At 35.7% G+C, this 25,697-nt stretch carries 23 protein-coding genes; 15 read left to right on the forward strand and 8 right to left on the reverse strand.

The window, feature by feature from the left end:
* Nucleotides 1-675: 675 nt before the first annotated feature.
* From FTV08_RS11695 to FTV08_RS11715, 5 genes are all read left to right on the forward strand, one after another.
* Entirely contained in the window at nt 676-1,122 is a 447-nt protein-coding gene (locus tag FTV08_RS11695) for a DotD/TraH family lipoprotein (RefSeq protein ID WP_024160790.1), read from the forward strand.
* Nucleotides 1,123-1,159: 37 nt separating this feature from the next.
* Nucleotides 1,160-1,969 carry a type IV secretory system conjugative DNA transfer family protein gene (locus tag FTV08_RS11700; protein WP_024160789.1) on the forward strand — a complete coding sequence of 270 codons (810 nt, stop codon included), beginning with the start codon at nt 1,160-1,162 and terminating at the stop codon, nt 1,967-1,969.
* Nucleotides 1,970-1,996: 27 nt separating this feature from the next.
* Nucleotides 1,997-3,292, forward strand: a complete 1,296-nt coding sequence (locus FTV08_RS11705; RefSeq protein WP_024160788.1) for an ATPase, T2SS/T4P/T4SS family — start codon at nt 1,997-1,999, stop codon at nt 3,290-3,292.
* Between the two features lie 305 nt (nt 3,293-3,597).
* Nucleotides 3,598-4,704: a ParM/StbA family protein gene (locus FTV08_RS11710; RefSeq protein ID WP_024160787.1), complete on the forward strand. Its 1,107-nt coding sequence runs from the start codon at nt 3,598-3,600 to the stop codon at nt 4,702-4,704.
* Entirely contained in the window at nt 4,701-5,528 is an 828-nt protein-coding gene (locus FTV08_RS11715; RefSeq protein ID WP_024160786.1) for a hypothetical protein, read from the forward strand. Before FTV08_RS11710 ends, FTV08_RS11715 begins: the two co-directional genes overlap by 4 nt.
* A 45-nt stretch (nt 5,529-5,573) precedes the next feature.
* Here the strand turns inward: FTV08_RS11715 and FTV08_RS11720 are convergent, their stop codons facing one another.
* Nucleotides 5,574-6,635, reverse strand: coding sequence for a ParB/RepB/Spo0J family partition protein (locus FTV08_RS11720; RefSeq protein WP_024160785.1), 1,062 nt, complete (start codon nt 6,633-6,635; stop codon nt 5,574-5,576).
* Between the two features lie 9 nt (nt 6,636-6,644).
* Nucleotides 6,645-7,481: a ParA family protein gene (locus tag FTV08_RS11725; protein ID WP_005028640.1), complete on the reverse strand. Its 837-nt coding sequence runs from the start codon at nt 7,479-7,481 to the stop codon at nt 6,645-6,647.
* A 1,269-nt stretch (nt 7,482-8,750) separates the two neighbouring features.
* Here FTV08_RS11725 and FTV08_RS16265 point away from each other — a divergent pair.
* The 7 genes from FTV08_RS16265 to FTV08_RS11765 all read left to right on the forward strand — a co-directional run bounded on the left by FTV08_RS16265 (nt 8,751) and on the right by FTV08_RS11765 (nt 15,331).
* Nucleotides 8,751-10,280: a Type IV secretion system protein IcmP/DotM gene (locus tag FTV08_RS16265; RefSeq protein ID WP_024160802.1), complete on the forward strand. Its 1,530-nt coding sequence runs from the start codon at nt 8,751-8,753 to the stop codon at nt 10,278-10,280.
* Between the two features lie 122 nt (nt 10,281-10,402).
* A complete protein-coding gene (locus tag FTV08_RS11740) occupies nt 10,403-11,308 on the forward strand; it encodes a hypothetical protein (RefSeq protein WP_005028646.1) in 906 nt (301 codons plus the stop codon).
* Between the two features lie 12 nt (nt 11,309-11,320).
* The gene (locus FTV08_RS11745; RefSeq protein WP_005028648.1) at nt 11,321-11,995 is read left to right on the forward strand and encodes a hypothetical protein; all 675 of its coding nucleotides are present in this window, start codon (nt 11,321-11,323) and stop codon (nt 11,993-11,995) included.
* A gap of 12 nt (nt 11,996-12,007) precedes the next feature.
* Nucleotides 12,008-12,577: a hypothetical protein gene (locus FTV08_RS11750; RefSeq protein WP_005028650.1), complete on the forward strand. Its 570-nt coding sequence runs from the start codon at nt 12,008-12,010 to the stop codon at nt 12,575-12,577.
* Nucleotides 12,577-13,134 carry a hypothetical protein gene (locus FTV08_RS11755; RefSeq protein WP_005028652.1) on the forward strand — a complete coding sequence of 186 codons (558 nt, stop codon included), beginning with the start codon at nt 12,577-12,579 and terminating at the stop codon, nt 13,132-13,134. The genes FTV08_RS11750 and FTV08_RS11755 overlap by 1 nt, the downstream gene beginning before the upstream one ends.
* 3 nt (nt 13,135-13,137) lie before the next feature.
* Entirely contained in the window at nt 13,138-14,694 is a 1,557-nt protein-coding gene (locus FTV08_RS11760; protein ID WP_044100668.1) for a UvrD-helicase domain-containing protein, read from the forward strand.
* On the forward strand, nt 14,687-15,331 hold the full coding sequence (locus tag FTV08_RS11765) for a hypothetical protein (RefSeq protein WP_005028658.1): 645 nt from the start codon (nt 14,687-14,689) through the stop codon (nt 15,329-15,331). The genes FTV08_RS11760 and FTV08_RS11765 overlap by 8 nt, the downstream gene beginning before the upstream one ends.
* 52 nt (nt 15,332-15,383) lie before the next feature.
* Here the strand turns inward: FTV08_RS11765 and FTV08_RS11770 are convergent, their stop codons facing one another.
* The 3 genes from FTV08_RS11770 to FTV08_RS11780 are packed head-to-tail and all read right to left on the reverse strand — an operon-like array spanning nt 15,384 to nt 18,269.
* The gene (locus FTV08_RS11770; protein ID WP_005028662.1) at nt 15,384-15,809 is read right to left on the reverse strand and encodes a hypothetical protein; all 426 of its coding nucleotides are present in this window, start codon (nt 15,807-15,809) and stop codon (nt 15,384-15,386) included.
* Between the two features lie 14 nt (nt 15,810-15,823).
* A complete protein-coding gene (locus FTV08_RS11775; RefSeq protein WP_005005820.1) occupies nt 15,824-16,234 on the reverse strand; it encodes a hypothetical protein in 411 nt (136 codons plus the stop codon).
* A gap of 22 nt (nt 16,235-16,256) precedes the next feature.
* A complete protein-coding gene (locus FTV08_RS11780) occupies nt 16,257-18,269 on the reverse strand; it encodes a peptidoglycan DD-metalloendopeptidase family protein (protein ID WP_005028664.1) in 2,013 nt (670 codons plus the stop codon).
* A gap of 243 nt (nt 18,270-18,512) precedes the next feature.
* Here FTV08_RS11780 and FTV08_RS11785 point away from each other — a divergent pair, with 243 nt between their 5' ends.
* Nucleotides 18,513-19,007 (forward strand): hypothetical protein, encoded by a 495-nt coding sequence (locus tag FTV08_RS11785; protein WP_005028665.1) that lies wholly within the window; start codon nt 18,513-18,515, stop codon nt 19,005-19,007.
* A gap of 61 nt (nt 19,008-19,068) precedes the next feature.
* On the opposite strand, the gene FTV08_RS11790 is transcribed toward FTV08_RS11785, so the two are convergent.
* Entirely contained in the window at nt 19,069-22,074 is a 3,006-nt protein-coding gene (locus FTV08_RS11790; protein WP_005028667.1) for a DotA/TraY family protein, read from the reverse strand.
* 266 nt (nt 22,075-22,340) lie between these two features.
* On the opposite strand from FTV08_RS11790, the gene FTV08_RS11795 reads away from it, so the two are divergent.
* On the forward strand, nt 22,341-22,754 hold the full coding sequence (locus FTV08_RS11795; RefSeq protein WP_005028668.1) for a hypothetical protein: 414 nt from the start codon (nt 22,341-22,343) through the stop codon (nt 22,752-22,754).
* A 49-nt stretch (nt 22,755-22,803) separates the two neighbouring features.
* Nucleotides 22,804-23,205 carry a hypothetical protein gene (locus FTV08_RS11800; protein ID WP_005028669.1) on the forward strand — a complete coding sequence of 134 codons (402 nt, stop codon included), beginning with the start codon at nt 22,804-22,806 and terminating at the stop codon, nt 23,203-23,205.
* A 48-nt stretch (nt 23,206-23,253) separates the two neighbouring features.
* On the opposite strand, the gene FTV08_RS11805 is transcribed toward FTV08_RS11800, so the two are convergent.
* Nucleotides 23,254-25,110, reverse strand: coding sequence for a hypothetical protein (locus tag FTV08_RS11805; protein ID WP_005028670.1), 1,857 nt, complete (start codon nt 25,108-25,110; stop codon nt 23,254-23,256).
* A gap of 97 nt (nt 25,111-25,207) precedes the next feature.
* Nucleotides 25,208-25,690, reverse strand: a complete 483-nt coding sequence (locus tag FTV08_RS11810; protein WP_005028671.1) for a hypothetical protein — start codon at nt 25,688-25,690, stop codon at nt 25,208-25,210.
* Nucleotides 25,691-25,697: the final 7 nt, after the last annotated feature.

Raw genomic sequence — 25,697 nt, forward strand, 5'->3', positions numbered from 1 at the left:
TCTTTAAACTTTTAAATTAGGAATGGTATATACCAAGATGCATTTTTTCTTCAAACAGTTTTTATCAATTTATTTAATATTAAAGAAGCTGGCTTATAAATAAATTGCATTATCACCAATAATATTTTTAATATTAATTAAAAAAAGCATATTAACATCTTTATTAATATACTTCTATACTGTAAAATATAAATTACAGTATTAATAATATTTTAATTAAAAAAAGAATAAATGTACTTTGTTATTTTCTGTATAAATTATATTCTAAAAAAAGAACAAAAAAGAATAGAAAAGATAATAAAAAGAAAGAATAAGACTATAAAGGAATATAAAAGACGTCTAGCAAACTATAAGAGCTCATTTACTCTCTATAATTGATTGAAAAAAGTACGTTGTATTTCCATTTCAGATAGGTACTACTAAAAAAAAGCATTGTTTTGGACAGACAATGCACTTAAAAAGAGTATTTTTTACAGATTTGTCTTGTTTAGGCCAGGTACGACTGCCTGAAGAACGCCCTTAGATATACGTTAAAGCTTATAAATTAGGTTTAAGCGAGTGCCTAAAAGTCGGCTTTATACCTTTTAAGGGATTTTTTATAATTAATAAAGTGCATTTTAATAGTTTTTAGACTAAAATCATTTTGTCTTTATACCCACTTAATCCGGAGTAAAAATGAAGCACAATAAAAAGCTTTTAAGCGTTCTTGTAATTGGTTTAATGATGTCTGGGTGTGCTAGTCGTGATGTAACGCAATTAAACGTAGCAAGCCCTTTATCTATTATATCTGAAGCATCTCAAGAGGCTTTAATTGCACAACAGAACTTAAAGAACTCTTCTGCAATTCAAATGCAAACTGTTCAGAAGAAACAAGGTAGCATCAACCATGACCTTTTAAATATCGACTACATAGGCGATCCAATACCTTTAATTAAAAGTATTTCTAGCCAATACGGATACCGTTTTGTAGAAGCTGGTCCTACTCATGAGCTTCCAATTGTTAATTTTAATAAAAAGCGTCTTACTGGTGTAGAAGCTTTACGCGATGTTTCTGCATATTTAAATACTGCTTCGATAACTCTAGATCATCAAAATAAAAGTATTTTATTGACTTATAACTAATACCCTTTAAATCCTTTTATACATATCTGGAGTTTTTATGGACTACTCTAATAATGCTTCATTACAAGAGCTACTAAACCCATCTAACCAGTCTTCTTTAGAAGTTCATGTTAGTAATGTTGAACAGCAAGCTCGTTATGAAGCCATGCTTGAATTAGTTAAGCAAAAAGGTATTAAGTTAGGGATCAATACTTATTTAAGCAACGCTCGTGAGGTCATCAAAAGCCAAGAGCGTAACCTTGATACAATCTTTAACTTTAAACCTTACATGATCAAAGATGTTGTTGTTCCCCCGGTTATTATTGAATCAAAAGATGTAACTGAGACACCTAATGCCATGTCGTACAAGACGACTAAGCAGACTTATAAAATCTTGAAACAAGCTCGTTTCAGTACTCGTGCACCTGATTGGCGTCAGTACCTTGTTTTCCCTACACTTGATAGCAATGTTGATTACGTGACTTTCATTCCGAAAGAAATGTTACCAGCTAACGAACAAGAACGAAAAATATGGAAAGAGACTGCTGCTAAGTCTTATGAAATGGGTTTAGTTGAGGGCCGAAATATTGTTGAAGATGCAGTAGATCGTCTTAAACGAGATTATTTGGGGATGGTTACTTTCCATAAGTTTGTTTTAGAGGGCAAGTTATCAATGCCAGCAATTAGCAGTCAATCACTGGCTGTTTCTTCTACACAAGACACTATTGCTCTTGATATGAAATTGCTTCAAATCCAACAATTACCGCAGTTCAATTCAAATATTGAAACTTGGAAACCAATTCTCCAACCTGAACAAATTGCACCTAGCTATCAAATTCCAAAAATTAACCTTGTTAGCGAACCTTAAGTTCGCTAACTCAATTGGAAGTTTTAAATGCAAATGAAGGTTTCGACATTAAAAGCAAAATCTGCATTATTTGATGTTAACAAGATTAAAGGATCTGAAAATAAGATTCTGACAGCTACCAAAGACATTCGCAAAGACTACGATTCTAGCCGTGGTTTTGGTTTGGCTACATTAACAGCCATAACGACATACAAAGATCCGAAACAAGGGTTTAAAAGTCGCGATGAATTTGAAAGTCTTCTATATGAAGCATTAGCTCATGGTGCTTCAGATATTTTCATTAGTCCAGATCGCCCCATCACAATGATGAAAGACTTGGAGTTATATTCGTTAACACACCGTATTATCAATCGTGATGAAGCTCTACACATCCTAAGAACGATTGCTGATGAAAATGCCTACTTAGTCCTTATTAATAATAAGTTTATTAATAAGGCATATCGTATTCTGCAGAAAGACGCTTCAGGTAAGGAAACTCGTTATAACTTTCGTGTGAACGTATCTCGAACTTCGTATCGTGGATCTGGAGATTCTTTTCAGATAACGTTACGTACAATTTCTGGCATTCCCCCTCACTTTTCAAAAGTGGGTTTAGATGAAGATTTCATTAAAAGATCGCTACCTCACAATGGTTGCTACATCATTGGCGGAATCACTGGTTCTGGTAAAAGTACAACACTAGCTTCAAATATTCGCTATGTGTTGGAAAATAATACTCATATTCGTGGAAATATTTTGACTCACAACGAGCCTATCGAATACGAGTATGACGCAATTGAAAGCACACACAGTATTGTTAGTCAAAGCGAAATCCCCAATAACTTCGAGACTTTTGCGGATGCAAATAGAGAGGCGATGCGTAGACGTCCTGCTGCAGTTGAAATCGGTGAATTGCGAGATAAAGAAACAATTTCTGCAGCTCTAGAACTTTCTTTAACTGGCCACCCTGTTTTTGCAACGGTTCACGCAACCACCGTAGACAAAATTATTCCACGTATGTTGAAGCGCTTTAAGCATGAAGAACATCTTCAGGCTGCAGCTGACATTATTGGTTCAGTTTATACATTGATTGCTCAACGTCTTGTTAAAGATGTGAACGGCAAGGTATTTGCTGTAAGGGAACACTTAATTTTATCACCTCAACTGAAAGAAGAATTGCTTTTAATTGATGATATTCATGCTCAACAGAAGTTTATTCGAGAGTTAATGATTAATTCTGATGGTTCAGATCCAAACATCAGTAAGAGTTTCAGGAAACAAGCTGACGATCTACTCAAAGCTGGTCGTTTGCATGAAGACTACTATTACAAACTGATTTATTAAGAGGCGAATATGGATGATCAATATGCACACTGGTCGCAATTTAGATTAAATCTAATCCTATGGGGCGGTTTAAACGGATATTTGTTTATACCTTTTCTAGCTGTTGTTATTAAGTTTTCCTTGTTCAAACTTATGCTTTTCATCGGCTTGATAGTAGCAACATTGGTTATTGAAAAAGTATTTAAATACAAATACAGCTATATCCCCTCTGCTCTTAGACGCTTAGTTTTTGGGGGCAATAAATACACTAGACGCGGTAGAAGACGTTACTCGTTGTAAATCTTGAAAAATTGAAAGGTAAACTTATGAAAAATACTCAAAATGAAAAACCAGCGATTGAAGAACGTTATATTGTTCTAGGTATTGATGATGGACATGGCGGTACAAAGCTTTATGCTGGTCTAGATCAAGATGGAAATGAAATCAAACTGACTATTCCTAGTATTGCTTATTCAGGAAAAGTCCTCACTGGCGAAGAGGATTCTACTGACTATTATGTGGTTAAAGTAAATGAAAACTTTTATACAGTTGGTAAGAAGATCAATAGTAGTGTTCCTCTGGATACCAGAACAGACGAATACCCGACATCTGAATATAACAAGGCACTAATACACCAGGCAATTAAGGCCTATATTGACCATATCGGAACATATGATGGTAGAGCGTTTGCAATCGCTACTTCACTTCCTGTTAGTCGCTATTACACACCTGAAAAAACCAAAAACATGCCACTTATTGATATGAAAACTAATTTTCTACTCAATGGTGATGTTTGCTTCAACTTAAAAGATCATAAAGCTGGTAAACCGCTTAATATCATTAAAAGACATATTGTTAAATGTGAAGCTCAAACAGCTTATTTTAATGAGATTATTGATGTACACGGAAACGGTTCAGAAGATAGTGATCTTTTAATAAGTTCTGAATGTGCTGTAATCGATATTGGCGGTAAAACCACTGATATTGTAGTCACATTAGATGGAGGAAACATGCTTGATGGCCATCGTTCTACATCACGTAACCTTGGTATTCTTACCATCTATGAACGAATCACTAGCTTAATTCTTGAATCTGGCTATAAAACAGTTAACGCTAACTGGCTAGATTTCGCACTAAAATCTGGAACTTATGGTATAGGATCTCAAGCCAAAGATATTACAGGTTTAATTCAGCAAGCTAAAAACGAATTCATGATCGAATTAAATAACTTTATCTCTAAACAGATCGGTGGAGGCGATGATTTAGCATTAGTATTATTTTGTGGAGGCGGTGCAGCTTTTCTTGAAAAAGAGATTAAAGAAAAGTACGACTTACCGAACGTAAGAATCGCTGAATCACCAGAGTACGCCAATGCTAAAGGTTTATATAAGTTAGCTAAATACATGTATAAAATGTACGCAGAAATCAAATGACAGATTCAAACTACATACAACTATCCTATCAATTAATTCACTTAACAAGAGAAGATCTTGATGTGATTAGTAATGTTAATAGAAATCTACCAGGTCTAGACTTAAACGCTTTTAGTTTAAGTCTGCTGTATTTAGGATTTATCTTTTGTACTGACAAGCAGAAGATTTTTCTAAATGCGCCAGTGCAAAATGAAATAGACGAGACGTTTGCACAGCCTGTACGAATGAAAATAGATAAAAATGCAAATCAAAAACTATTTAATTCAATTAAAAAACATCCTCAAGGAAAGCTTCGTAGAAATTACATAACTGCTGTTTTACATGCTGGTATAGCGGTTCTAATTGAGCTTTCATACCTTTATAAGTTGTATGAAGTTAATGAGGATATGGCAAGCCTATATTCTGTCAATTCTTTCCTATTAAGGTTTGGCTTAAGTACTTGTGTTGAAACATACACCAAGTTTAATACTGCTTACTATGTGTACGATATTGAATATCTTGAAAAAAAGTATCTTGATCATATATCCATACAAATACCAGAAAGTAGTAAGGAGCAAATTGAACAATCACCTAAAAAGCCCGTAACTAATTCTATCAAGAGCAAGGAGGTTCCTGTTCAAAAAGCAGTTAAGATAAAGGAAGCTAAACATACTGAACATAAAAACATTCAGGACCACTCCCCTACCGTTGAAACATCTCAAAATACCGAAACGTCCGAAATTAACAATGCTAAACCAAGTCAAAACGTATCTGAATCAAAACCAGTAACCAATCCAAGTAGTTCGGATTGGCTTAACCAGACTTTTAATCCAGATCTATTATAAAAAAAACCGGCAATGCCGGTTTTTTTCATTCAAAGTTTTGAAACTTCAATCATTCAAGCTCTTAAAAAACTCTTCAATTTTTCTAGCTTTCTCTTCTGTAATATCTGCATCCAAGGCTACTCGCAACTTAAGTACACTCTTACCTTTGGTACCACATTCAGAACTCATAGAACCAAATTTAACGCCCTTATCTGTCTTAAAATCGAATTTAATCTTACTCGGTTGTTCTTCAGTAGTAGCTTCTTCAGTTTTTTCAGGCTTAGTCGCCTTATTTGCTTTTTCTTCTTCACTCAAAATAGCTATAAATCCTTTATGACGCTTGCCCGTGGATTTAAATTCTTCAACGTATTTATCCCATTCTGGTCTTAACAAGTCGAAAATTGCTTTTTCAGTTTTAGTTTCTAAAGCTTTATTTATTGCGGTATTCACTTCTTGAGCAATATATCCAGAAATTAGCTCAGGATCTTCGTTCAAAGAGTCCAAAATGAACTCAGGTAAGTCTAGAATATATTTGAGACGGAAATACTTCGACTTATCAATCGCAAATTTTTCAGTAACAAATTCATAACTTTCAAAAGGATAACCAAACTCTTCACATAATTGCTTGATTTTTAATATGCTTTCAAAATCTGAAAGATTTTGTCTAGCAGTATTATCCAATAAAGCTGTTATAGCAGCTTTATCATCATTCATAGATGTTTTAACTAAAGCAGTAATTCTCTTGAGCTTTAAAATCTCTTTAATTGCTCTAAAACGTCTCTCACCAGCAATTAACTCGTAACGATTACCCTTCTGTCGAACTGTAATCGGGTTAATTTGTCCATTAGTTTCTATATCAGCAGCCAAAATTGGCAACTTCTCATATACACGTTTATTCATGATACGTGGTTGATAAGGTGATGGATCAATTAAATCAATGTCGATTGATTCTAAATGAGATCCGCTAACAATATTTTTTGTTTCTCGCTTAGCTAGTGGGTTAAGACTCCCCTCTTCTATGGTTGGAGTCGCTGTATTTTCTTTTACATCAGTAACTTGAGCATCACTCCCTGTTGCATTAGCAACAGATGTTTTTTTCATGCTTTTTACTTTATCTTTAAAGTTCATATCAGCACCTTATAATTTTTTGTATTCAGAAACCATTAGATCTACAAGTTGATTAATTGCTTGTTTTGCTGGTGTTTCTTTTCCAGCATCCAGATCAAATACGGAACACTTAACATATGATGCTTGACTAAAAACCGTAGCATTTGGAATACAGATTAATTCCTTATTTACCAGTTTTTCTTGCAATTTTGGTTGAGCATATTCATTGCGAATATCTTCAGCCAAGGTAAGATCCACTGTATTACGCTTGTTATAAAAGTTTAGTACTGGCGATAGAATTTTTAAATCTGGATTGCTTGTCTCTAAGTCATCCATAGAGTTAAGTATATCTTCCAAACCCTGAATACTGTATTCACCCTGTAATGGAATTAATAAACTGTTTGATGCTAACAAAGCATTAAAAGTTAGAGTTTCCATTCGCGGTGGACAATCTAACAAAATAAAGTCGAAATCCCCTTTTATCTTTCTTAATACACTTCTAATAATTTCATTAGGAACTGGACTAGAACGCTGAATATTGATTTCAACATCACGAATGTTATTAGCACAAGCAATCAAAGACACATTTTCAAAGTTGGTTTTATCTGGACCTTGTATAACATCGTGAATGTTAATTGTTTTATAGTTTTCAAAAATATCTTTTAGAGTGCCATCTATATCGTTAATATCTGGAACATTTGAAATATGTTTTGTTGCATTACGTTGGCTATCTAAGTCGATTACTAAAACCGTATAACCTAATTTTCCAAGCTTAGCAGCACAATTCACCGTAGATGTTGTTTTGCCCACACCACCTTTAAAGTGGATGCTTGTACAAATATAAGTTTTTCCTGAGTTCTTTTCCATTTTTCAATCACCTTTCAAGTAAAGTCAAACAATACAATATTTGAAAAATATTTAAAATACTTTTTCACTTTATTTTTAATATATTTCAACTTTTTCAATCTATATGCCTAACATGTGTCCATATCTTATGTGTTTTTCATTATCAGACTGATAACAGCTTTAGATTCCTTGGCGTGGATTTTTTCATTATCAGACTGATAACAGCTTTAGATCCCTTGGCGTGGTTTTTTACATTATCAGACTGATAACAGCTTTAGATTTTTAATCGTGGATTTTTTCATTATCAGACTGACAACAGCTTTCGATTTTTAATCGTGGATTTTTTCATTATCAGACTGATAACAGCTTTAGATCCCTTGGCGTGGATTTTTTCATTATCAGACTGATAACAGCTTTAGATCCCTTGGCGTGGTTTTTTTCATTATCAGACTGATAACAGCTTTAGATTCCTTGGCGTGGTTTTTTTCATTATCAGACTGATAACAGCTTTAGATCCCTTGGCGTGGATTTTTTCATTATCAGACTGATAACAGCTTTAGATCCCTTGGCGTGGATTTTTTCATTATCAGACTGATAACAGCTTTAGATCCCTTGGCGTGGTTTTTTTCATTATCAGACTGATAACAGCTTTAGATTCCTTGGCGTGGTTTTTTTCATTATCAGACTGATAACAGCTTTAGATCCCTTGGCGTGGTTTTTTTCATTATCAGACTGATAACAGCTTTAGATTCCTTGGCATGGTTTTTTTCATTATCAGACTGATAACAGCTTTAGATCCCTTGGCGTGGTTTTTTCATTATCAGGCTGATAACGGTTTTTCGATTCTAAATCGTTGATTTATTCATTATCAGACTGATAAAAATGGAGTTGCCAAGAAGAGGGGAGGGCTTACTACTACTTACAGTTAAATAAATGAGTAGACGTTGTGAAATGCACAACTGAAAATGATCTATATTAGCTGAGTAGGGGAGTGCCCTATTCAATAAAAAGACTACCAACAATATTTATAGAGAAATTTATTATATAGGCGGTTAATCCACTTAAATGTCTAGTAGGGGAGGGCTTCTTATTCATTCTTTTTAGTATTTGACCAAGAATACTGGCTTAGTGTTGAGATTGACCTGATTTAAGCTTTAAAAGGTATTAAATGCCACTTTAGTCAAGAGCTTAAAACCAGACTTAAAATCCTTAAAAGGTTTAAGGGGAATTAGATTAAAACCAATATTAACTATATAATACCCAACAATACACATATTAATAGGCTATAAAATGGCAGATCCAAAAGATAAGCTTGTACATGAGAATCATATTTATATATTTACTGTTGTTATGGTTTTAGTGGCTTTTTTGGCTGTATGGTTTGCTTATAAACCTCAAATTGTAGGGTTTTTAGTATACACAAAAGGCATTTTAATTATTCCTCTATGGTGGATACATAGCATATTCAAAGCTATCGGGCTTAACTACGTGCCTTTACTAAGTGAGTTGGTGTATTCAACAGAACACCTATGTAAACCAACAAACAATTGGCTTCCATTATTTTGTCAAAATAAGTTTAGCGAAGTCACTATTTTTCAAATTTCAAAAGCCAGTCAAGCATGGAATTTATTAATATTTTTGCTGGCAACACCTTGGATAAAGAAAGCTTATGACCGCTTCAACAGCGAGCATCCAGCACGGGGCTTTATCAAAAGCATGAACCTAGAAGAGTTCATAGAGGAACAAATTCCAAACCAAAGACACTTACAGGTTTTTGGTCCATTAGACTTGTCAAAATATGATACGAACAATGGTCATTTTAAAGCGCTAGATTCAACTTATGAGTTTGCAAATAGGCATGAGTTAATTACAGGAACTAAAGAGCGCCTTGTGAACATTACAATCAACGGAGTAACGAAAGAATATAATGATAAAAGTGAAACAGTACCTATCATAGATGAAGAGAAGTTTTTAAATGTCTTACGTGAACAACTAGGGGATCTTTGGATAACCCTTGATAATTCAAAAGAAACATCACCCGATGAATTATCGTATTTATCCGATGTTGATACAATTTTGCTAGCTTTGTATTTACCAGTAGCATGTGCAACCGATGAATCTATGGATGATGAAGAGTTCCGTAAAATCAAAAAAGATTCAACAACATTAATTAATTACTATTGGGATATTTGCACAAAAAATATACCTAACAACCCATTGTTTGCAATTGAAAATCAGTATGTTGAGGGCGATCGTAAGCTTGTAGGGTTTAATTTTGATTTCCTTAGAAAAAGAATTCACAAATACATTAAACATCCCGTTGCTACTAAGATTTTTAAAAACCATGCATATGTAAGAACTATTTTGTGTGAGGTTGTATTAACAGCAAGACAACTAGGTGTAATGCCACCAACAGATATACGCTGGTTAAAACTATACAATCGAACTGCATACGCATTCATACAGAATATTGGTAGACCGTCTTTGTTTAGTGAGGGTTTAGGTCCAATCTCGCATTATCTAATTGAGGTGAAATTAGGGAAGCCATTAGAAGAGCCAGACTTTAACATTGGCCTTGTTGGTTTTGAATACGAATTATTGAGTTTTGCCATGACTGAAGCTAGACAAAAAGCTGCTGAAGATGTGAACAGTATTATTCGAGTAGTAGAGTTTACGGACAAGGAATTAAACAACGGATCTTATAACTCTAAAAACAATGATAAAGATGATTTTAAGTATAGTGACGATCATGTTTTTGATATGGTGAGCGTAGAAATACCACAGGATGAAATACAAAAAAACAAGCAAAAAGGGTTTTAGTCTTAAACTTATAAGTTATAATTGACCGGTATTAAAACACCGGTCTTTTTTATTTAACTATTTTTTTAAAACCATATTTTAACTATACTGCTAAAACATGGCTTAAAAGGTAATACTCTAAAATGCTTTTAAATAATTTCACTAAAATAGTAGCAAGTTGCGCTATTAGTATTATTACAATCTCTACTTACGCTGCACCATCTCAGGACCTTACTTCTAAGATGCAAAAAATGGGCAAAGTAAAAGAAGTTAAACCCTTTAGTGGAGGTTTAACTTCTTGGATTCTTGAGGCACCTAATGGGAAAAATGCGGTGTTTTTTACAACATCCGATGAAAAAGTCATCTTACATGGTACAGCTTGGGATTCTGCTACTAAAAAAAATATATCTGAGCCTCTTAAATTAACTGCAAAAAAAATGAATACACCAGCACGACAACCAACAGCTTCCGTTGGGAATTTGGCCAGTGCATACAATCATCCAGTCTTTAAAGCTGTAAAAACGCTTTCAGGGTTTAAAGAGGGGAAAGCGAATGATAACAACACTGTTTACATCATTTACGATCCACGCTGTAAATATTGTCACGAAACATTCAACCTTTCTCGCTCATACGTTAAAAGCGGTGCAACTATTAAATGGATTCCAGCTTTAGTTCTAAACCAAAGTGAAAACGGAAAACAATTAGCAGCTGGAATTCTTCGTAAACCATCTGAAGATACTATTAATAAAACCTTTAATGGAACAGATGAAGAAATTAACTCAATTAAAGTGATTCCTACACCACAGGAACTTGCTGAGTTGGATAAACACTTAGGCGCTCTTCAATCTATCTTCTTCTATCACGAAGATATTGTTGCAATGCCAAAAGAAGATCGTGAACAGCGAGAAGCAATTCGTAGCGCTGGACAAAAGCCACAGCCACTAACTGCTGGTGTACCAGTTGCTATCTTTGTAAATAAAAAGACTGGAAAAGTTGAAGCTCGTAGAGGAACTTCAGAAACAGCCACTCTTGACTATATTTTCAAATAAGAGGGAATTGAGATGAACAAAACTCAATTGAAAGCTTTCCAATCGATTGTCGGAAACTTTTCACCTTATTTCTCTAAGATAAACAATGAGTCTATGTTTTTAGATTCTGACCTTTCTGGAGATACGGATAGAAATCGCCAGGTGAGCATCTTCAATATAGATGCAAAGGCCACGGATCTACTATTAACGATCAAAGGATTTGATCAGGTCGAGAATAATTTGTTTAGAGGACAAGTTTTCTTAAAGTCTGACGAAAACACAGAAATTCTTATAAGTGAGCCATGCTATTACTTAAACAAAAGCAAGGTTCGTTTCAGTACATATGAACTTCAGAGCTACATAAAGGAAGTTTGGCATCAAGCTCTAAATGAATATAAGGCTGATGTTACAGACAGCCCTATACGTTCTAATGAAGAAAAATACAGCTTATCTTTAGCAGATAGATTCTCTAGTTTTAAAACGTCTTGGCCAGCTATGGGCATTGTAGCTGCAGTAGTTGTTTTTGCTGGAGGCGGTTACTTTTTAGGTTCAGGTACTAATGAGAAAAATGCATCTTCAGAAACAAGTTCGCAACAACTAAGCACATCTGATAACCCTGAACTTGACGGTAAAGCCTTGGCTCTTAAAAACATGGGGTTAGATCCTAACTCAATGGCTTTTGATAACTCATGCTTTCAAGAAAAATAAGGTGAAATATCTATGAGAGCTAGACGAATAGAAAACCTTGAAGCATTACAGCTAAAGGCCTCAGAAATAGCACAAATAACCGTTAAAGAGTTGGAAGCACGACACTATTTAGTTTGGTGGTTGAGCTCATATGACCGAAACATGAAACGTGGCTATAACAATGAAACCATTTGCTTAAGCACCTATCAGGTGAATGAGTTTTGTTTTTCATATGCAATCACAAGCGAAGTTGAAAAGTTTTATTTACTAATACAACCCGAAAATTGGTTTTTAAATGATTTAACTTTCGAGTCTGCTTCTATAGATGAAAAAGGCTTAGTTTTAAATTTAGCTGAAGTAAATGATCAGTTATTCAAGCTGTATATATCGCGAATGCAAATCAGATTTAATCTTGATGAAATTCATGCTGAACGTTTAACACACGCAAAGAAATATGCAAAAGAACTGGTCTTTATTCAATACAACCCACAGAAAAATCAGGTCATGAATGTAGGTGTTTCTATCAATTTAGAAAACAACACAATCACTCGAAAATCATCAAATCAAACGGCAAAAAATAAGCGCTTGAAAGGGGCATTCTAATGAAGAAATCAAACTATTTTAAGGTAATTGGTGCAATAGCAGTTTCAACAGTTGTTTCACTTGCTTATGCTGGCTTTACTGAAATTAATAGTTCTGGAGACATTGTATCTAAAGACAGTGCAAATGCTTTACGCACCAGTTTTTCAACACCAAATCAAAATATACCAGCGCCATTACGCACATATTCACTATGGGATAAGATCTCAGAGACAACCAAATATAATGGCACAGTACAACCAAAGCCAACACCTGTTGCAATTGAGAGTACATCTTCTCAAGCACAAAATATTCAAAGCAAGAGCAATATTAATGTGGCTAACATAGAGAGCCAACAGGAAATCAAAAGATTACAGGCAGCACTAAAAGAGAAAGAAACTGAGAATAACAAGCTCAAATATTCAAACCTTGAGATGCAAGTGCAAGTAGTTGAACTAAAAAGCGATATAAACGAACTGAAGCAACAAGTTAACTTTTTAGCAAGCCAGATGCAAATTGTTGAAAGCGATGTGCTTGTAATGAAAAACAAAAAACCAAGTTCTTTTTTAGCACGAAATTAAGCAATGGTTGTGAAGAAAATTACTCAAAAACCTACCAGTGAACAGCAACGAGCAATTGATAAAGCAACACGACTAAAAACCAGTTTTAAATTGATTGCTTTTGCTGGTACTGGTAAGACTACGACATTGATCCATTGTAGTAGTGCTTTGCAACAACTAGGTAAGCTTGGACTATATCTATCATTTAATAAAAAGATGGCAGATGAAGCTAATCAAAAATTCGCTGAATATGGGCTGAATTCAGTCACATGTTCTACATTCCATTCTCTAGCTTACAGAAATATACCTGGTTGGCTGAAAAATAAGATTAACAAACCTACGTTACTTCCTAAAGATATTGTTCAAAAGTTTAAGCTTGAAAACATTCGATTTCAGTACAACGGGAAAAACCGACAACTCACCGATCTAACATTAGCGCTGATTATCCTTAATACATTACGTTATTTTTGTATGACAGTGGATCAGACTGTTACCAATGATCATGCTTACATAGCTTTAAAAGAACAAACATCAATTAAGCGCAATGACGTTCTTGAAGATAAAATCACTTCAATTGCGAAAATGATCTGGAATGATGTAGTTGATCCAAACGGTGATTATGGTATTACACACGATTACTATCTCAAGTGGTGGGTACTGCAAAAACCACAACTTGATTTTGATTACGTGATGGTAGATGAAAGCCAAGATAGTGACCAATTAATACTAGACGTACTCAAACGTCAAAAAGCAAAAGTTATTTTTGTTGGAGATCCATACCAAAGCATATATGGCTTTAGGGGTGCGAAAGATATTTTACAGAACCTAGATCTTGAAGCATTGTACTTAGAACAGTCGTTTCGGTTTGGTAATGCAGTTGCAGATATAGCTAATCTACTTCTCAATAAACTTTTTGGTGAAACCAGACAGTTAAAAGGTTTACCAAGTAAAACGTCAAAAGTTACCACTTTCAGTACATCAAGTTATGCACCATCTTCATTGAACGCGATTATTTGTAGAACAAATGCTACGGCTTTTGAATACTTTTTTAAGTTTCATGGCTACCTTAATGGCGAAAAGAAAATACGTCTTGAGGTTGATGGAAAGCGCAGTAAAGATATTTTCAGTGGGATTTTTCAACTGAGAGCAAATAAACGGCCAACGTGTAAAGAGCTTCAAAACTTTTCTTCCTACCAAGAGCTTGTGGACCATATACAAGTGTTTGGAGAAGTGGAGGGGGCAACTACAGAATTAAAAACCTTTCTGAATCTAACAAACCAATACTCATGGCAAGTGATTGAGTGGGCGTTAGAAAATAGTATGGCTGATGATGAAACTGACCCAAAAAACACTTTGGTCATTAGCACATCACACAAGAGTAAAGGTTTAGAGTGGGATAATGTCCTAATCGCAAAAGGCTTTAACTATAAAATTCTCGATAAAAAGCTAATGATTTCTGCAGATGAAAAACGGCTGTTGTATGTGACCGTAACACGAGCCAAAAACATATTATTTACAGATGGCATTAATGATTTATTGGAACACTTAAATTCAAAAAATACGGAGATTTCAAATGCCTAATCAAGTTGAAGTTCTGCAAAATAGAGTGTTTCAGGCATGTCACAATGCTAGTTATATTCGCGGAGAGTTTCATCACGAACCGTATATCATGGAGCTTGTTAAGAAAAAGGGCTCACAGGTCGCAGATATAATCACACCACTTCTTGAAATGTTTCATCTAATTGAAAAGGAAACAAAGTCAATCTTTAGTTTCACGGAAGATTTTAATTTCAAGCAACGCCATTTTGAACCAGGTGTTTATCTCAAAACTAAAGAGATATTAAATGGTGTAGAAACGTTCGATGGCCTGGCTATCGTTGATATTCCTTCAGGATCTTTTAGAAGCATTGTCATAGATTCAGGCGGTGGAATTGCTTCAAGTAAACATACAATTGAGCAGTTTAAGGAATTAAAGGGGAGATATTTAATTCCATTTTATTTTGATGGAATATATGTGCACCCTCACTGTTATACATATTTTTTCATCGAAAATGATATTAAGAGGGTGATGCCCCTTGAGGCTTATGATTCAAGCAAAGTAGGAAATGAGCAAAACATGGGCTTGCATTGGGTAGAAGAAGCAATTGAATACGGTAATCTTCACTTTGGGTTTGAAGTTGAAACACCAGATACCGAAACAATTATAGAAAAAGTCTAAAACCAAACGACAAAAAAGGGCATCTTATAGATGCCCTTTTTATGTTTTGAAATTAATAAGAAAGGTCGATTGCCACTTGTGCTAAAGATGTAAAAGCAGAGGATTCACACATAAAAGATTGACGAATAAAAAACGATGGATTGTATGAGCTCACCATAGTTTGACTATCACAGTTTTGGCTAAATTTAATATGTTGTGTATTGATTGCTTGCCAAGCTGCAGCATTCTTTTGACTTTCCGCACGAACGTCTTTGATGAAACGTGTTAATGATTGGTTGTATGGTGTATTGCACTTAAGTTCTGGTGAACCGTACTCAGAATCACGCGCTTCATTATAATTAAACACGCATTTTTGATACTCAGCTTGTACCTTGTTATAAGCTTGAATAGCTTCAGCTTTGGTCTTATAACCAGCGTTGGCAGATGACGTAATAATGGTAGCAGCACATAACAAAGCTAAACTTAAAAACTTTTTCATAACCTGATCCTTTATTACTTCATTAATGCCGGAATAAACATTGCCCAACCTAATTTATTGGTCGCTTTACATTGCATGCTTAGTGTTTTGTACTTTGCAGTCTGGCCAGCGTATAACTGATCGCAGTTAGCAAGTAACTGAGTAAAGTTTCGATTGTGATCAGCTAGAACACGCGGAGCTTCTTCATTATTAATATATTTAGAAGCAAGGCTACCAAGCTGACTTGCGCGGTTATAAACATTTGTATAGCAATTTAGGTGTTTTGCATCAAATGGATCGTTAGAAACCGCAGCACATTTAACGTTTACTAAGCGCAGTTTTTCAAGTTCAGCACGAATAGAGTCTGAGCTAGTATTAGCACTAGCATTAAAAGATGCACATGCTAAAAGGCTAAAACCCAATAAAGACAAAAATCTGTTTTTCATAATATTTCCTTTAATTGCTCTATTAAGGGTATTCAGAATAGTAAGGGCATAAACGCATAACAATACCTTCAAATGTAACGGCTTCAGCTAAAGTCACAACACCATCTCGAGGGTTTCTATCGAGGTTTCTGTTCGCATTATATTCACGACTAGGGCTTTTATATGGTCCACCTAAAACTAGAGCATAAAACCCAGCTATTGTTTTATTATTATAGTCGCTTTTACGTTGTCGTGCTTTTACTGCAAGATATAAATCTAATAATTCGACTTGTTGTTGAGCACTCAGTGTAGTGATTTGCTTAGGGTTTGATTTAATTGAAGCTGGTATTCCTCTCGCTGTTAAATCTGAAGCATTAATATCTGTTATACCAATTTTAGTCCATTGACTTAAACCATATGCACCAGCGTTGTTGTCAATTTTAAGATTAAAACCGGCAGATTCAAAACCAAGAATAGCTGCAACGTCATTAGGGTTATAACCATGTTTTAAAGAAACACGTTTAATACCATCTTTAACCGCACCAAAAGCACCTGGTATACCCCAACCACATTTACGATCTGGAGTACCTTGTCCACCTTTTAAGATTTGTGCATCTGAATAAACTTGCCCGTTTCCACCTTCCTCAAAAAGCTGTTTCATTTCAACTACTGCTACTTCAGGAATAACAGTTGGTTGTTCAGCTTTCGTATAAAGTTCATCTACACGGCCAGAATAGCGTTGAGTTTCTGACGCTGTATAAGCTGCCAAAAGAGCCTCTAAGCGTTCATTTTGTTTATGGATCTCTTTAGTCAAATAGTTTTGTGCATTGATAATGTTTAGCTTTTCAATCAAAAGCCCCATCATCGACATAGTTGCTAATTCATTAAACCATTTAGAGTTGCCATAACGTCCAGTACCAATGTTTTCAATTAATTCTGCTGGCGTAGAATTAAGTGCACCAATATCAAAACCCACATCATCAGCCGTACCACCAAAAATAGTTCTAGGCGGTGCATATTGAGCAACATCATTTGCATAAATGGTACCGCTTGCAGCTGCTTCAGGTGAGATAGTACCGTCAGCAATCATTTGAGCGACTTGCACTTGTGCAGATCCATAAGCATCCATCGAAACATCGCCACTAAATGCAAGTGCTGGAAGCTTTTTGCCTTGTTTTACTGCAATGCCATCTACCGATGAAGAAACGGGGAGGGTGATTCCTGTTGATGATGAATATAAGGCATTCCATTGAGTCCTAATGGTGTTACCCAAGTACGGTGTGTATTTGTTTTCTAATGCTTGTCCTTGTGGCGAGACACTAATCACAACGTCTTGAGGTAAATATGGCGTAGGATCTGTTAACTTATATTCAGAACTACCCACATATGGCGCAGATCCTTTAACGCGTTGCTGAAGTGCAATGGATGGATTTTTAAAAACTTGATCTAAGTTTTTATTCAGCCAAACATCTAGCCCACGTTTTGCCTTTACACCATATTCAATGTGCAAATGCACGGCACATGAACCACAGCCTTTATTTGACATGTGTGCGATGTTTTGACCAGCTTGAATACGTTGACCAGGGTAAGCGTTATATTTTTTTTGATACGATGGATCAGTATGGCGATACATGATTCGATCGCCAGTATCCATCTGCATAATTAGTGGGTTAGTGGTTGATTGGTTGCTTGCACCAGATGAACGTGTGTCATAAGAGACAATAGAACCTGAACCAATTGCTTTAAGTGTAAGGTCATTAGGATTCGCACGACTAATATCAATACCGTTATGACTACCAGCAGCGCCCCCTCGCAAACGAAATTCACCAAAACGACCAGCACTACGGCGCCCATCATTCGGCATGATCGAATATTTATGGAAAATCATTTTTTGAGCGTTGTTAGGAACTTTTGCCGTATTAGCATTTGTAGCGGTTACGTTTTCAGAAATAGGATCGGCGTTAGCGGTATAAATAAAAGCCGAACAAGTCACTAAAATTGCGACTTTAATGCCACAGCTCAAGGGCTTTAATTGAAATGAGGGTTTAAATTTCATAAGTGAATCGCCAGGCTTAAAGGAAGTTCTTAAAATAAATTAACTTCTTATTAAATGTCCCTAATAGCTAAGTGGACGGATTAAGTATATACGATTAAATACTTATTTTATACTTTAAAAAAAGTTTTTAGGTTTTGTTTTAAGATAGTATATACATATAGCGTTAATCTTATTGATAGGTTTAAGAATAAGGTTACATGGTTTTAATATTTTAATTTAATAAAAGTAGTGAGGTATCTAAATATGTTAAATCACGCACACGTTTTAAGCGCTACTTTCGACCAAGCGATTGACCGTGCTTCAATGGGATTAGACTTTTTAATCCAAAACAAAGTACACATGAAGAATGAAAATGCCTTGTTAGCTCACATTGAAATGCTAGAAAACAGAATCAAAGGTATTACAAATCAGTACAACGAATTGGTTACTGAAGCGAACGCACACATTGATGACGTTACAAGCAAGCACAATGAGCTGGCGAACAAGTACAACAATGTTTGCGCCCAAATGAAAGCAAAAGACATCGAGCTTAATAACAAGCAAATTGAGTTAGAAGAAGAGCGTATCAACAACTTTGACTTACTTGTGCAAAACCGTTCATATAACAATTTGAACCGTGCTTACAGTCATGCAGTTGGTCAGCTAGAGAAAGATCAACAGCAACTTGTTAATATCGGCGTTCGTAGATTTATTTTTAACTCTACAAACAAAAACAACATTCAGAAAATCAACTTTTAATTATGAATATTTTGATAAAAAAAATGGTGCTTATAAAGCACCATTTTTTATTGTCTAGATTTTAAGGTTTACCTTTAAACTTAGACAGAGTTGAACTTAAACCTGAACGCACACGATTAGTCATAGTGCTACGGCCAGAAATATTAGATTTCTTGGTTGCACTAGAACTAGCACCAAAACGTGCATTAGGAGTCGAACCAGTACCATACGTATAGCCAGTACCACTTGCAACATTCACACTACCGAAAGTAGAACCAGTCTTAGATGCTGATGCTTTAGCTACACCACGATTAAACGTAGAAGCTGTTTTTCCGTAAGCATTTGCACCATATAGACCACCACCAGTAGTAGGCGTATTATTTGTACCACTTACACTTGTAGCACCCATACCGAATGTAGATTGACCTTGGCTTGGGGTAGGTGATGTTGGTTTAGCACCAAGACCAGTTCTACCACCCGTACCACCAGTGACACCACTTGGAGTAATACCACCTGTACCACCAGTTGCAGCGCCAAAAGAAGCGGATCTAGCTGGCATGTTTACAGGGCTATATGCAGTCGTACTACCAGTACCGCCTAATGTATTACCACCTGTACCACCATTGCCACCACCACCACCTTTCGGATTATTTGGACCACCCTTACCACCATCAGGACGTCTACCAGGCGGTAAAGGACGGCGAGATGCTGGAGATGGACCAGACAACGTACTTGCAGCGCCACCAAACTTTTGAATAGCTTCTTTTGAGTTTGTTTCACCCCACTGACCGCCATTCAATCCAGAACCAATCCATTGTTGTACTTGGTCAGCAACACTAAATACCAACCCGTAAATCAGGTAGATCGCTGAAGTCATCAAGAATAGATATAAGAAGAACTTCCAGATAAACGTAATCAGCTCAGTAAAGATAACTGTAAACGTATTAGATGAATAAGCGATGCTCATTGCACCTTGGTAGCTAAAGAACATATCAGTAAGCGTAACAAGAGCTGGCCCGATAATAATTTCAGCCATCCAGAAACCAACAATGATAAATATTGGTCGCATGAACAACGTTAATACCGTGACATAACCTTGTGTTTGGCTACCGACAAAAGTACGCTCAGGGATCATGTGCATTAGCGCCCATAAAGGCAAACCACACACAGCGTATAGGATATGGATGATCCAACCTACACAAGCTAGACCAAAGAAGATCATTGGCATATATGGAATAACAACCGCCATCCACACACCAAGAATCGTCAAATACGTTACTAGCTGACCAAGGATAGGAGCAAAGATATTTTCAACGGCATATTCTAAAGCGTTGGTGCCTTCTTCAGTTACGCCCTTAAGCCCTGGTACCCATTGAACAAGAGCAGAACCAGAACGAGCAGTAAGCACGACTAATTTCATGCCGACAACAGTACCTTGAGCCACAGCTTTATAGACTAAGATTGCTTCACCAGTATCTTGAATATTACGGATAACATTCGTATTGCGGTGCAATGTAGTAGGGCTGATATTTGAGCTTGACGAATTATTATTTAATAATTCCGCATCGCCTTTTTCACCGACCAATACACCCATTACCAATGATTTAGTAATGTTTGTTGCCCAAGCAGAACCATATGCCGAAAACTTTTGATCGATGTTGGATACTTTGTTTGAGTCACCACCATCGGTAGACATTGATATTAAGTTGGTAGAGTCGGCAATATCGCCGTTTGCCACCCAATTATTGTTGGATGTAATGCTACCAACAGCATTATCCATTGCAACATAAACGGTGTTATAAATTGCTTCACCTTTTGAGTTGCTCATGATTGCTGAATTCAGTGTAGGAGGGCTGAACGTCCACAAAGGTTCAGTAATATACTTCTCAACAATAGCGCGATATTGACCTACTTTAATACGAGCTTCAGGCGTCATCATCCAACCGCGCTGATTTAGCGTATTAACAACAGTTTGAACCGCAGTATAGCCATTTTCAGAAGTCAGAACATTATTCGTTACGGTATGACTCTTATTCACATAATTATCAACTAGCGCATTGAAAGCATCCATAGCAGCTTTACTAATCGGGAATGTTCCTTCCTGTTCAGTGGCATTAGGGCTTACTTGATATGCGATATACCACTTTTCTAAATCGATAAAGAATTGACGATATAGATTGTTCTTTTCTTGTTGTAACTTAGCTTGAACATTTGCCAAAGCAACGTTGATCTTGTTTTGATCTGATTGGCGAAGTTTATAAACAGGAATGTCCATTAACTCAGCATTAACCGCAGCTGGATTAACAACGTTCATTGAAGCACCGCCACAGATCGGCTCTTTTTTGCCCCCAACTTCTAAACGGCTGTCAGCGTAAGCGAAGTTATAAGTAACAGATGTCCAGTTACTTGCAGTTTTAGCGGTTTTATCAATGTAGTTTTGCTTTTTCTCTACTGCAGTCATGCTAACACCAGGATTAGCATTCGCCCCATAAGCACCATCACTAAAATAGCGCCCGAATGCTGGCGGTAGAGTATAAAACTCTTGGTTTAGAACGTTAATACAATGCAACTGGCGAAGCATAACAGGCGCATTTTTCCTAAATCCAAAGATGTCACGCTGATGATCGTGCGTATCTGACAAACTAGCCGAAGCCATTAAGGATTCGCCTAACGTTCTATTATTAATTGTATTGGATACATTATTTGACCATAGCACCATACCTAGCACGACTACTTGAATGAAACAGTAGCCGGACGCCGTAGGTAAAAGTAAAATAATCGAATATAATATTCGGGAAAACATCGTAGTGACTTTTGAATCTTTCCCGAAAGCTTCACCGTCCTGGGCGCTTTTCAAAAGTGCTGTTAAACCAATACCGATCGCAAAAACCAAAACCAACGACATTGCCACACTAGCTACACCGCCTAATAATATATTAGTGAGTAAACCTGATGATGGTACTGTCGAGGCTGGTCCAGACGCATTGATAAACGCATTGATGAAGTCGTGTCCAAAGATAGATGAGAGAAGAGTAACGGCTTGGTCGCCATCACAATTCGGATTTGTCGATTGACAAAATAAACTCATAGCTAACTCACCGTTTTTCTTAATGCTTCTTATACATCGCTTACTTAAGACGACTAAAAGCAAAGTGTTATAAATTACAAGTTAGACGTTTAACTAAAAGGCTTAATACCTTTTAACCAAAGAATCATTAAAACCATTTTATTACAAATAACAATGGTTTTTAAATTAGCAATAATGTACCACAAAACTGTTATTGGTATATACAGAAAGTTTAAACATGACTTGCTAATTGTTTTAAAGATTTAGTTTAAATACAAGAGACTATTATGGATAAAGCAAAGTTTACATCTCACTTAATTTTACTGTCGGAAATTAAGAAATCTGTATCTAAAGATATGGGGAAAGATATAACTGTTTTAGAGTTATCCTACATACTCAACCAAAGCATAAATCCTTTAATGGCAATAACTTATAAAGAAAAACTAGATAAAATAAATACTTTTGAATTAGATCCTATTGAAGTTCTCAAAAAACGGAAGAACCTAAAAATATTAAAAGTATTAAACCTCATGCTTACGTTAAATCTAGACAAAACCATTAAAAAAGACGATATAGAAAGTTACAACGAGTATAAAGACAAGTTTTTAGAGAACATCGCAACAATAGGTTTAGACAGATTAGAGCAAGAAGCGTTAAAGGTACAAATTGAAAATTTATTGAAGTATAATTGGGTATCTTAATACATCTCTTAATTTTAAGATTCTGACTTTAATAAAGGGTTTAAGCCAAATGGAAAACATACAGAACGAAGAAGATATACTTCAAGACGCGACCAGAGCCGTTTTTAATTGTGGCACTAGTTTTAGTGAAGCTAAAGTAGTTTCCCTTACTGACGAGTTTAACCCACAACCTACACTACAAACACAACGAACCAACCTAAAATATATCTACGACAATAAACTACCGAATGAAATTGGACGTCAATTAGCGCAAGAACCAGAATACCAAGAAGAAACACGTTCATTACTTGTTGGTCACTTTAAAGAAATGGCTCTAGAAGATTTAATTGAGCAGCAAGATTACCAAAACCGCTACAAACAAACAGATCCAGAATTGGACCAAGACAATGAATCTGAAAACAATATGGATAATGAATACACATCACGCCCACCAGAGCCTAGACCTTGGTAAGCCTAACCATTAAAAAGAAAATGCCCGAATGATGGGCATTTTTTATATCTACGTAATATCTAGCTTCAAAAGTTCAGATGGATCTATGCGCTGACGGAATGAACATGCGAGTTCTTTTACAATTTGATTTTGATATTGTTTGCGGTCGAATGTGTCAAAAGCTGAAACCTCAATTTCAGGATCAGTGATTGCATTTAGAAGATCCTTGGTTGCATTGAGTGATGCTGTAGGACAAACATAGATAAGGTTAAGCACTGAAGTACGAAGCAAAATATCTAATAAGTGATATTTGGGCGGTTCCAGTTCCTTATCTACATTAGAAAAGTAGTTCACAAGATAAATGTCATTTGATAAATGCAGATTGATATTGTCAATGAGATCTTTGGTAACACCGTCAAGAATGCCATTCACCTTCAACAAAAGTTCAGTGTTTTCTATGTCTTTAATTTTTTGCGTATCGACACGTTCATTAAATAAGTTGTTTAGATTTCTCAAAAACTTTGGTTGTGGCGCCGTAGTTTCAAAATACATCTGATTTTTAATACGGTTCTTCATGTAAGTTTGGATCATCTTAGCTTCAGAAGAAAGAAACTCAATCTTAAACGTGTCGTATGACACTAGATCAATAAATACTTGCTGGCCAGCACCCGACTTAATATCAAACCAGTTCATAAAAATACTGGCTTTGAGTGATTTCAATTGTTTAAGAATAGCCGTCTTCTCAAAATCATTCATATTGAAGTAGCTACTTGAAAAAGTATCGAGATAAAACTTCCATTTATCTTGCACTATATTCCACGCTTGATTAATAGAAATGATTGGAGCATCTATAATTTCATCTTTGATGAATTTTGACAGCTCATATAATTCATTTAAACGTGCTTGGTAGTTGAAGTCTTGAGTAATCACATTCTTTTCTGATGTTGTGGACTCAGAATCCTCAAGATCCGCACCAACCAATAAATAAGCATCGGTTACTTTTGGTGTTTCCTTATTTGACGGTGCTGGTACTGGAGCACTAGAAAGTTCAGTGGAAAAAGTTTCATCATCTTCCGCTGGCGTATACGGCGGTGTAGTCTCTTCATTAGGAGAACGTGCGTCTGTACGTTCAGCAAAAAAGTAAAACAATTCTTCTTGCGGTGCAACTTTAAACGGCGTCACATTATTATTGATGATTGCTTTTACAATATGGTTTGCCAGTTTAAGCGTGTAGGATAGGGCATGTATATAAAGCTCTAATGTTGCAAAGTTACTGGTATCAACTTCATTAGCACCAAACCAAGATAGGTTACGCAGTTCAAGCCAGCTCGTGAAAGAAGCGTGAGAGCTATTAAAACTTAGATCTACGGTCTTGGACAAATAGATAAAAACGCAAAACAAAAACCTATTTTTGTACTCATACTTAAATACATCAGAATCGGTCCAGATCTTATTCTCAATGAGAGCAAGAATGTAATTTAAAAGCTCATGGTGTTTAATCGAATCGATTAAGTTGTCTGGTAATACTTTTAGTTTATTAAGGTGTGGTTTTACAGGTGCATCATTGGATGGTTTAAGGAAGTGGTAGAACAAGTTAAATGTTTGCGTATCATCTATATCAATTACAGGTTCATAATCATCTTCATCTACGTTATTTAGATCCTGTTGAATATCGACTATTTGCCCGGTGTGACCTTCTGAACGGTCAATCTGGCAGATACTAAAAAGAACAGGCAAAACCCCGACAATATTACGGTTGTCAATTGTTTGATAGTGGGTATCAAAAAATATCGTATCAGCTAAAAACGTACCTTTATGATAGTTGAGAAAGAAGAATAGTACGTTATTTAAAGAACGGTGATTTTCACCAGAAGAGGTGTTAGAAGTAGCGTTAAAGTCATCGAAAAAAACTAAATTTGTATCCATCTAAAAATACTTTAAACCACACCCTTAAACTATTACTAATAAGCATATAAGTTTTAAGAGAGGGTTTAAAGTTAATTTTAAATATATTTAATGGAGTTTAAGACATGGGGCTTTGTAAGCGCTCTACATTTGATGAAAGGTCAGAAACATCTTGCTCTAAAGTCATTGCCTGGTCTATCGCACGTTTCATTAAATATTCTTGATTAATTTCTTTAGGCTCTTTACGAGTAGCATTCTTTTGTTCTTCTTCTAATTTGAAACGTTCAAAAGCGAAAATAGAACGAATAATACATAAGCTATCTTCAAGTAGGTCTGAATGCACTTTAGGAAAAATTAGATCAGGATCTAAATCAGATGCGACTTGGTTAAACAGCATAAATTGATCGCGATGTTCGATAAGAAATTCATCATATGTACCGAACTCAGATTCGATCATATCTGGACAATTTGCGAGAGTAGAGACTTTCGTATCTTGTGATAACAGAATTGAATCACCTGATGGCGCAACTAAAGCATGAATAGGTTGTTCTGCAATAGGAGCCAACAACACTACAGTAAATGGGCGTGTTTGGTTTTTCATGGTTAGT

The sequence above is a fragment of the Acinetobacter sp. YH12226 genome (assembly GCF_013417805.1).
GTDB lineage: Bacteria > Pseudomonadota > Gammaproteobacteria > Pseudomonadales > Moraxellaceae > Acinetobacter.

Bases quoted from the DNA above. Each gene is read 5' to 3' on its own strand.
- FTV08_RS11800 (WP_005028669.1), top strand. From the start codon at position 22,804: ATGGAAAACATACAGAACGAAGAAGATATACTTCAAGACGCGACCAGA.
- FTV08_RS11810 (WP_005028671.1), bottom strand. From the start codon at position 25,690: ATGAAAAACCAAACACGCCCATTTACTGTAGTGTTGTTGGCTCCTATT.
- FTV08_RS11705 (WP_024160788.1), top strand. From the start codon at position 1,997: ATGCAAATGAAGGTTTCGACATTAAAAGCAAAATCTGCATTATTTGAT.
- FTV08_RS11715 (WP_024160786.1), top strand. From the start codon at position 4,701: ATGACAGATTCAAACTACATACAACTATCCTATCAATTAATTCACTTA.
- FTV08_RS11790 (WP_005028667.1), bottom strand. From the start codon at position 22,074: ATGAGTTTATTTTGTCAATCGACAAATCCGAATTGTGATGGCGACCAA.
- FTV08_RS11785 (WP_005028665.1), top strand. From the start codon at position 18,513: ATGTTAAATCACGCACACGTTTTAAGCGCTACTTTCGACCAAGCGATT.
- FTV08_RS11720 (WP_024160785.1), bottom strand. From the start codon at position 6,635: ATGAACTTTAAAGATAAAGTAAAAAGCATGAAAAAAACATCTGTTGCT.
- FTV08_RS11745 (WP_005028648.1), top strand. From the start codon at position 11,321: ATGAACAAAACTCAATTGAAAGCTTTCCAATCGATTGTCGGAAACTTT.
- FTV08_RS16265 (WP_024160802.1), top strand. From the start codon at position 8,751: ATGGCAGATCCAAAAGATAAGCTTGTACATGAGAATCATATTTATATA.
- FTV08_RS11765 (WP_005028658.1), top strand. From the start codon at position 14,687: ATGCCTAATCAAGTTGAAGTTCTGCAAAATAGAGTGTTTCAGGCATGT.
- FTV08_RS11750 (WP_005028650.1), top strand. From the start codon at position 12,008: ATGAGAGCTAGACGAATAGAAAACCTTGAAGCATTACAGCTAAAGGCC.
- FTV08_RS11700 (WP_024160789.1), top strand. From the start codon at position 1,160: ATGGACTACTCTAATAATGCTTCATTACAAGAGCTACTAAACCCATCT.
- FTV08_RS11795 (WP_005028668.1), top strand. From the start codon at position 22,341: ATGGATAAAGCAAAGTTTACATCTCACTTAATTTTACTGTCGGAAATT.
- FTV08_RS11760 (WP_044100668.1), top strand. From the start codon at position 13,138: ATGGTTGTGAAGAAAATTACTCAAAAACCTACCAGTGAACAGCAACGA.
- FTV08_RS11755 (WP_005028652.1), top strand. From the start codon at position 12,577: ATGAAGAAATCAAACTATTTTAAGGTAATTGGTGCAATAGCAGTTTCA.
- FTV08_RS11770 (WP_005028662.1), bottom strand. From the start codon at position 15,809: ATGAAAAAGTTTTTAAGTTTAGCTTTGTTATGTGCTGCTACCATTATT.
- FTV08_RS11740 (WP_005028646.1), top strand. From the start codon at position 10,403: ATGCTTTTAAATAATTTCACTAAAATAGTAGCAAGTTGCGCTATTAGT.
- FTV08_RS11710 (WP_024160787.1), top strand. From the start codon at position 3,598: ATGAAAAATACTCAAAATGAAAAACCAGCGATTGAAGAACGTTATATT.
- FTV08_RS11725 (WP_005028640.1), bottom strand. From the start codon at position 7,481: ATGGAAAAGAACTCAGGAAAAACTTATATTTGTACAAGCATCCACTTT.
- FTV08_RS11805 (WP_005028670.1), bottom strand. From the start codon at position 25,110: ATGGATACAAATTTAGTTTTTTTCGATGACTTTAACGCTACTTCTAAC.
- FTV08_RS11775 (WP_005005820.1), bottom strand. From the start codon at position 16,234: ATGAAAAACAGATTTTTGTCTTTATTGGGTTTTAGCCTTTTAGCATGT.
- FTV08_RS11695 (WP_024160790.1), top strand. From the start codon at position 676: ATGAAGCACAATAAAAAGCTTTTAAGCGTTCTTGTAATTGGTTTAATG.
- FTV08_RS11780 (WP_005028664.1), bottom strand. From the start codon at position 18,269: ATGAAATTTAAACCCTCATTTCAATTAAAGCCCTTGAGCTGTGGCATT.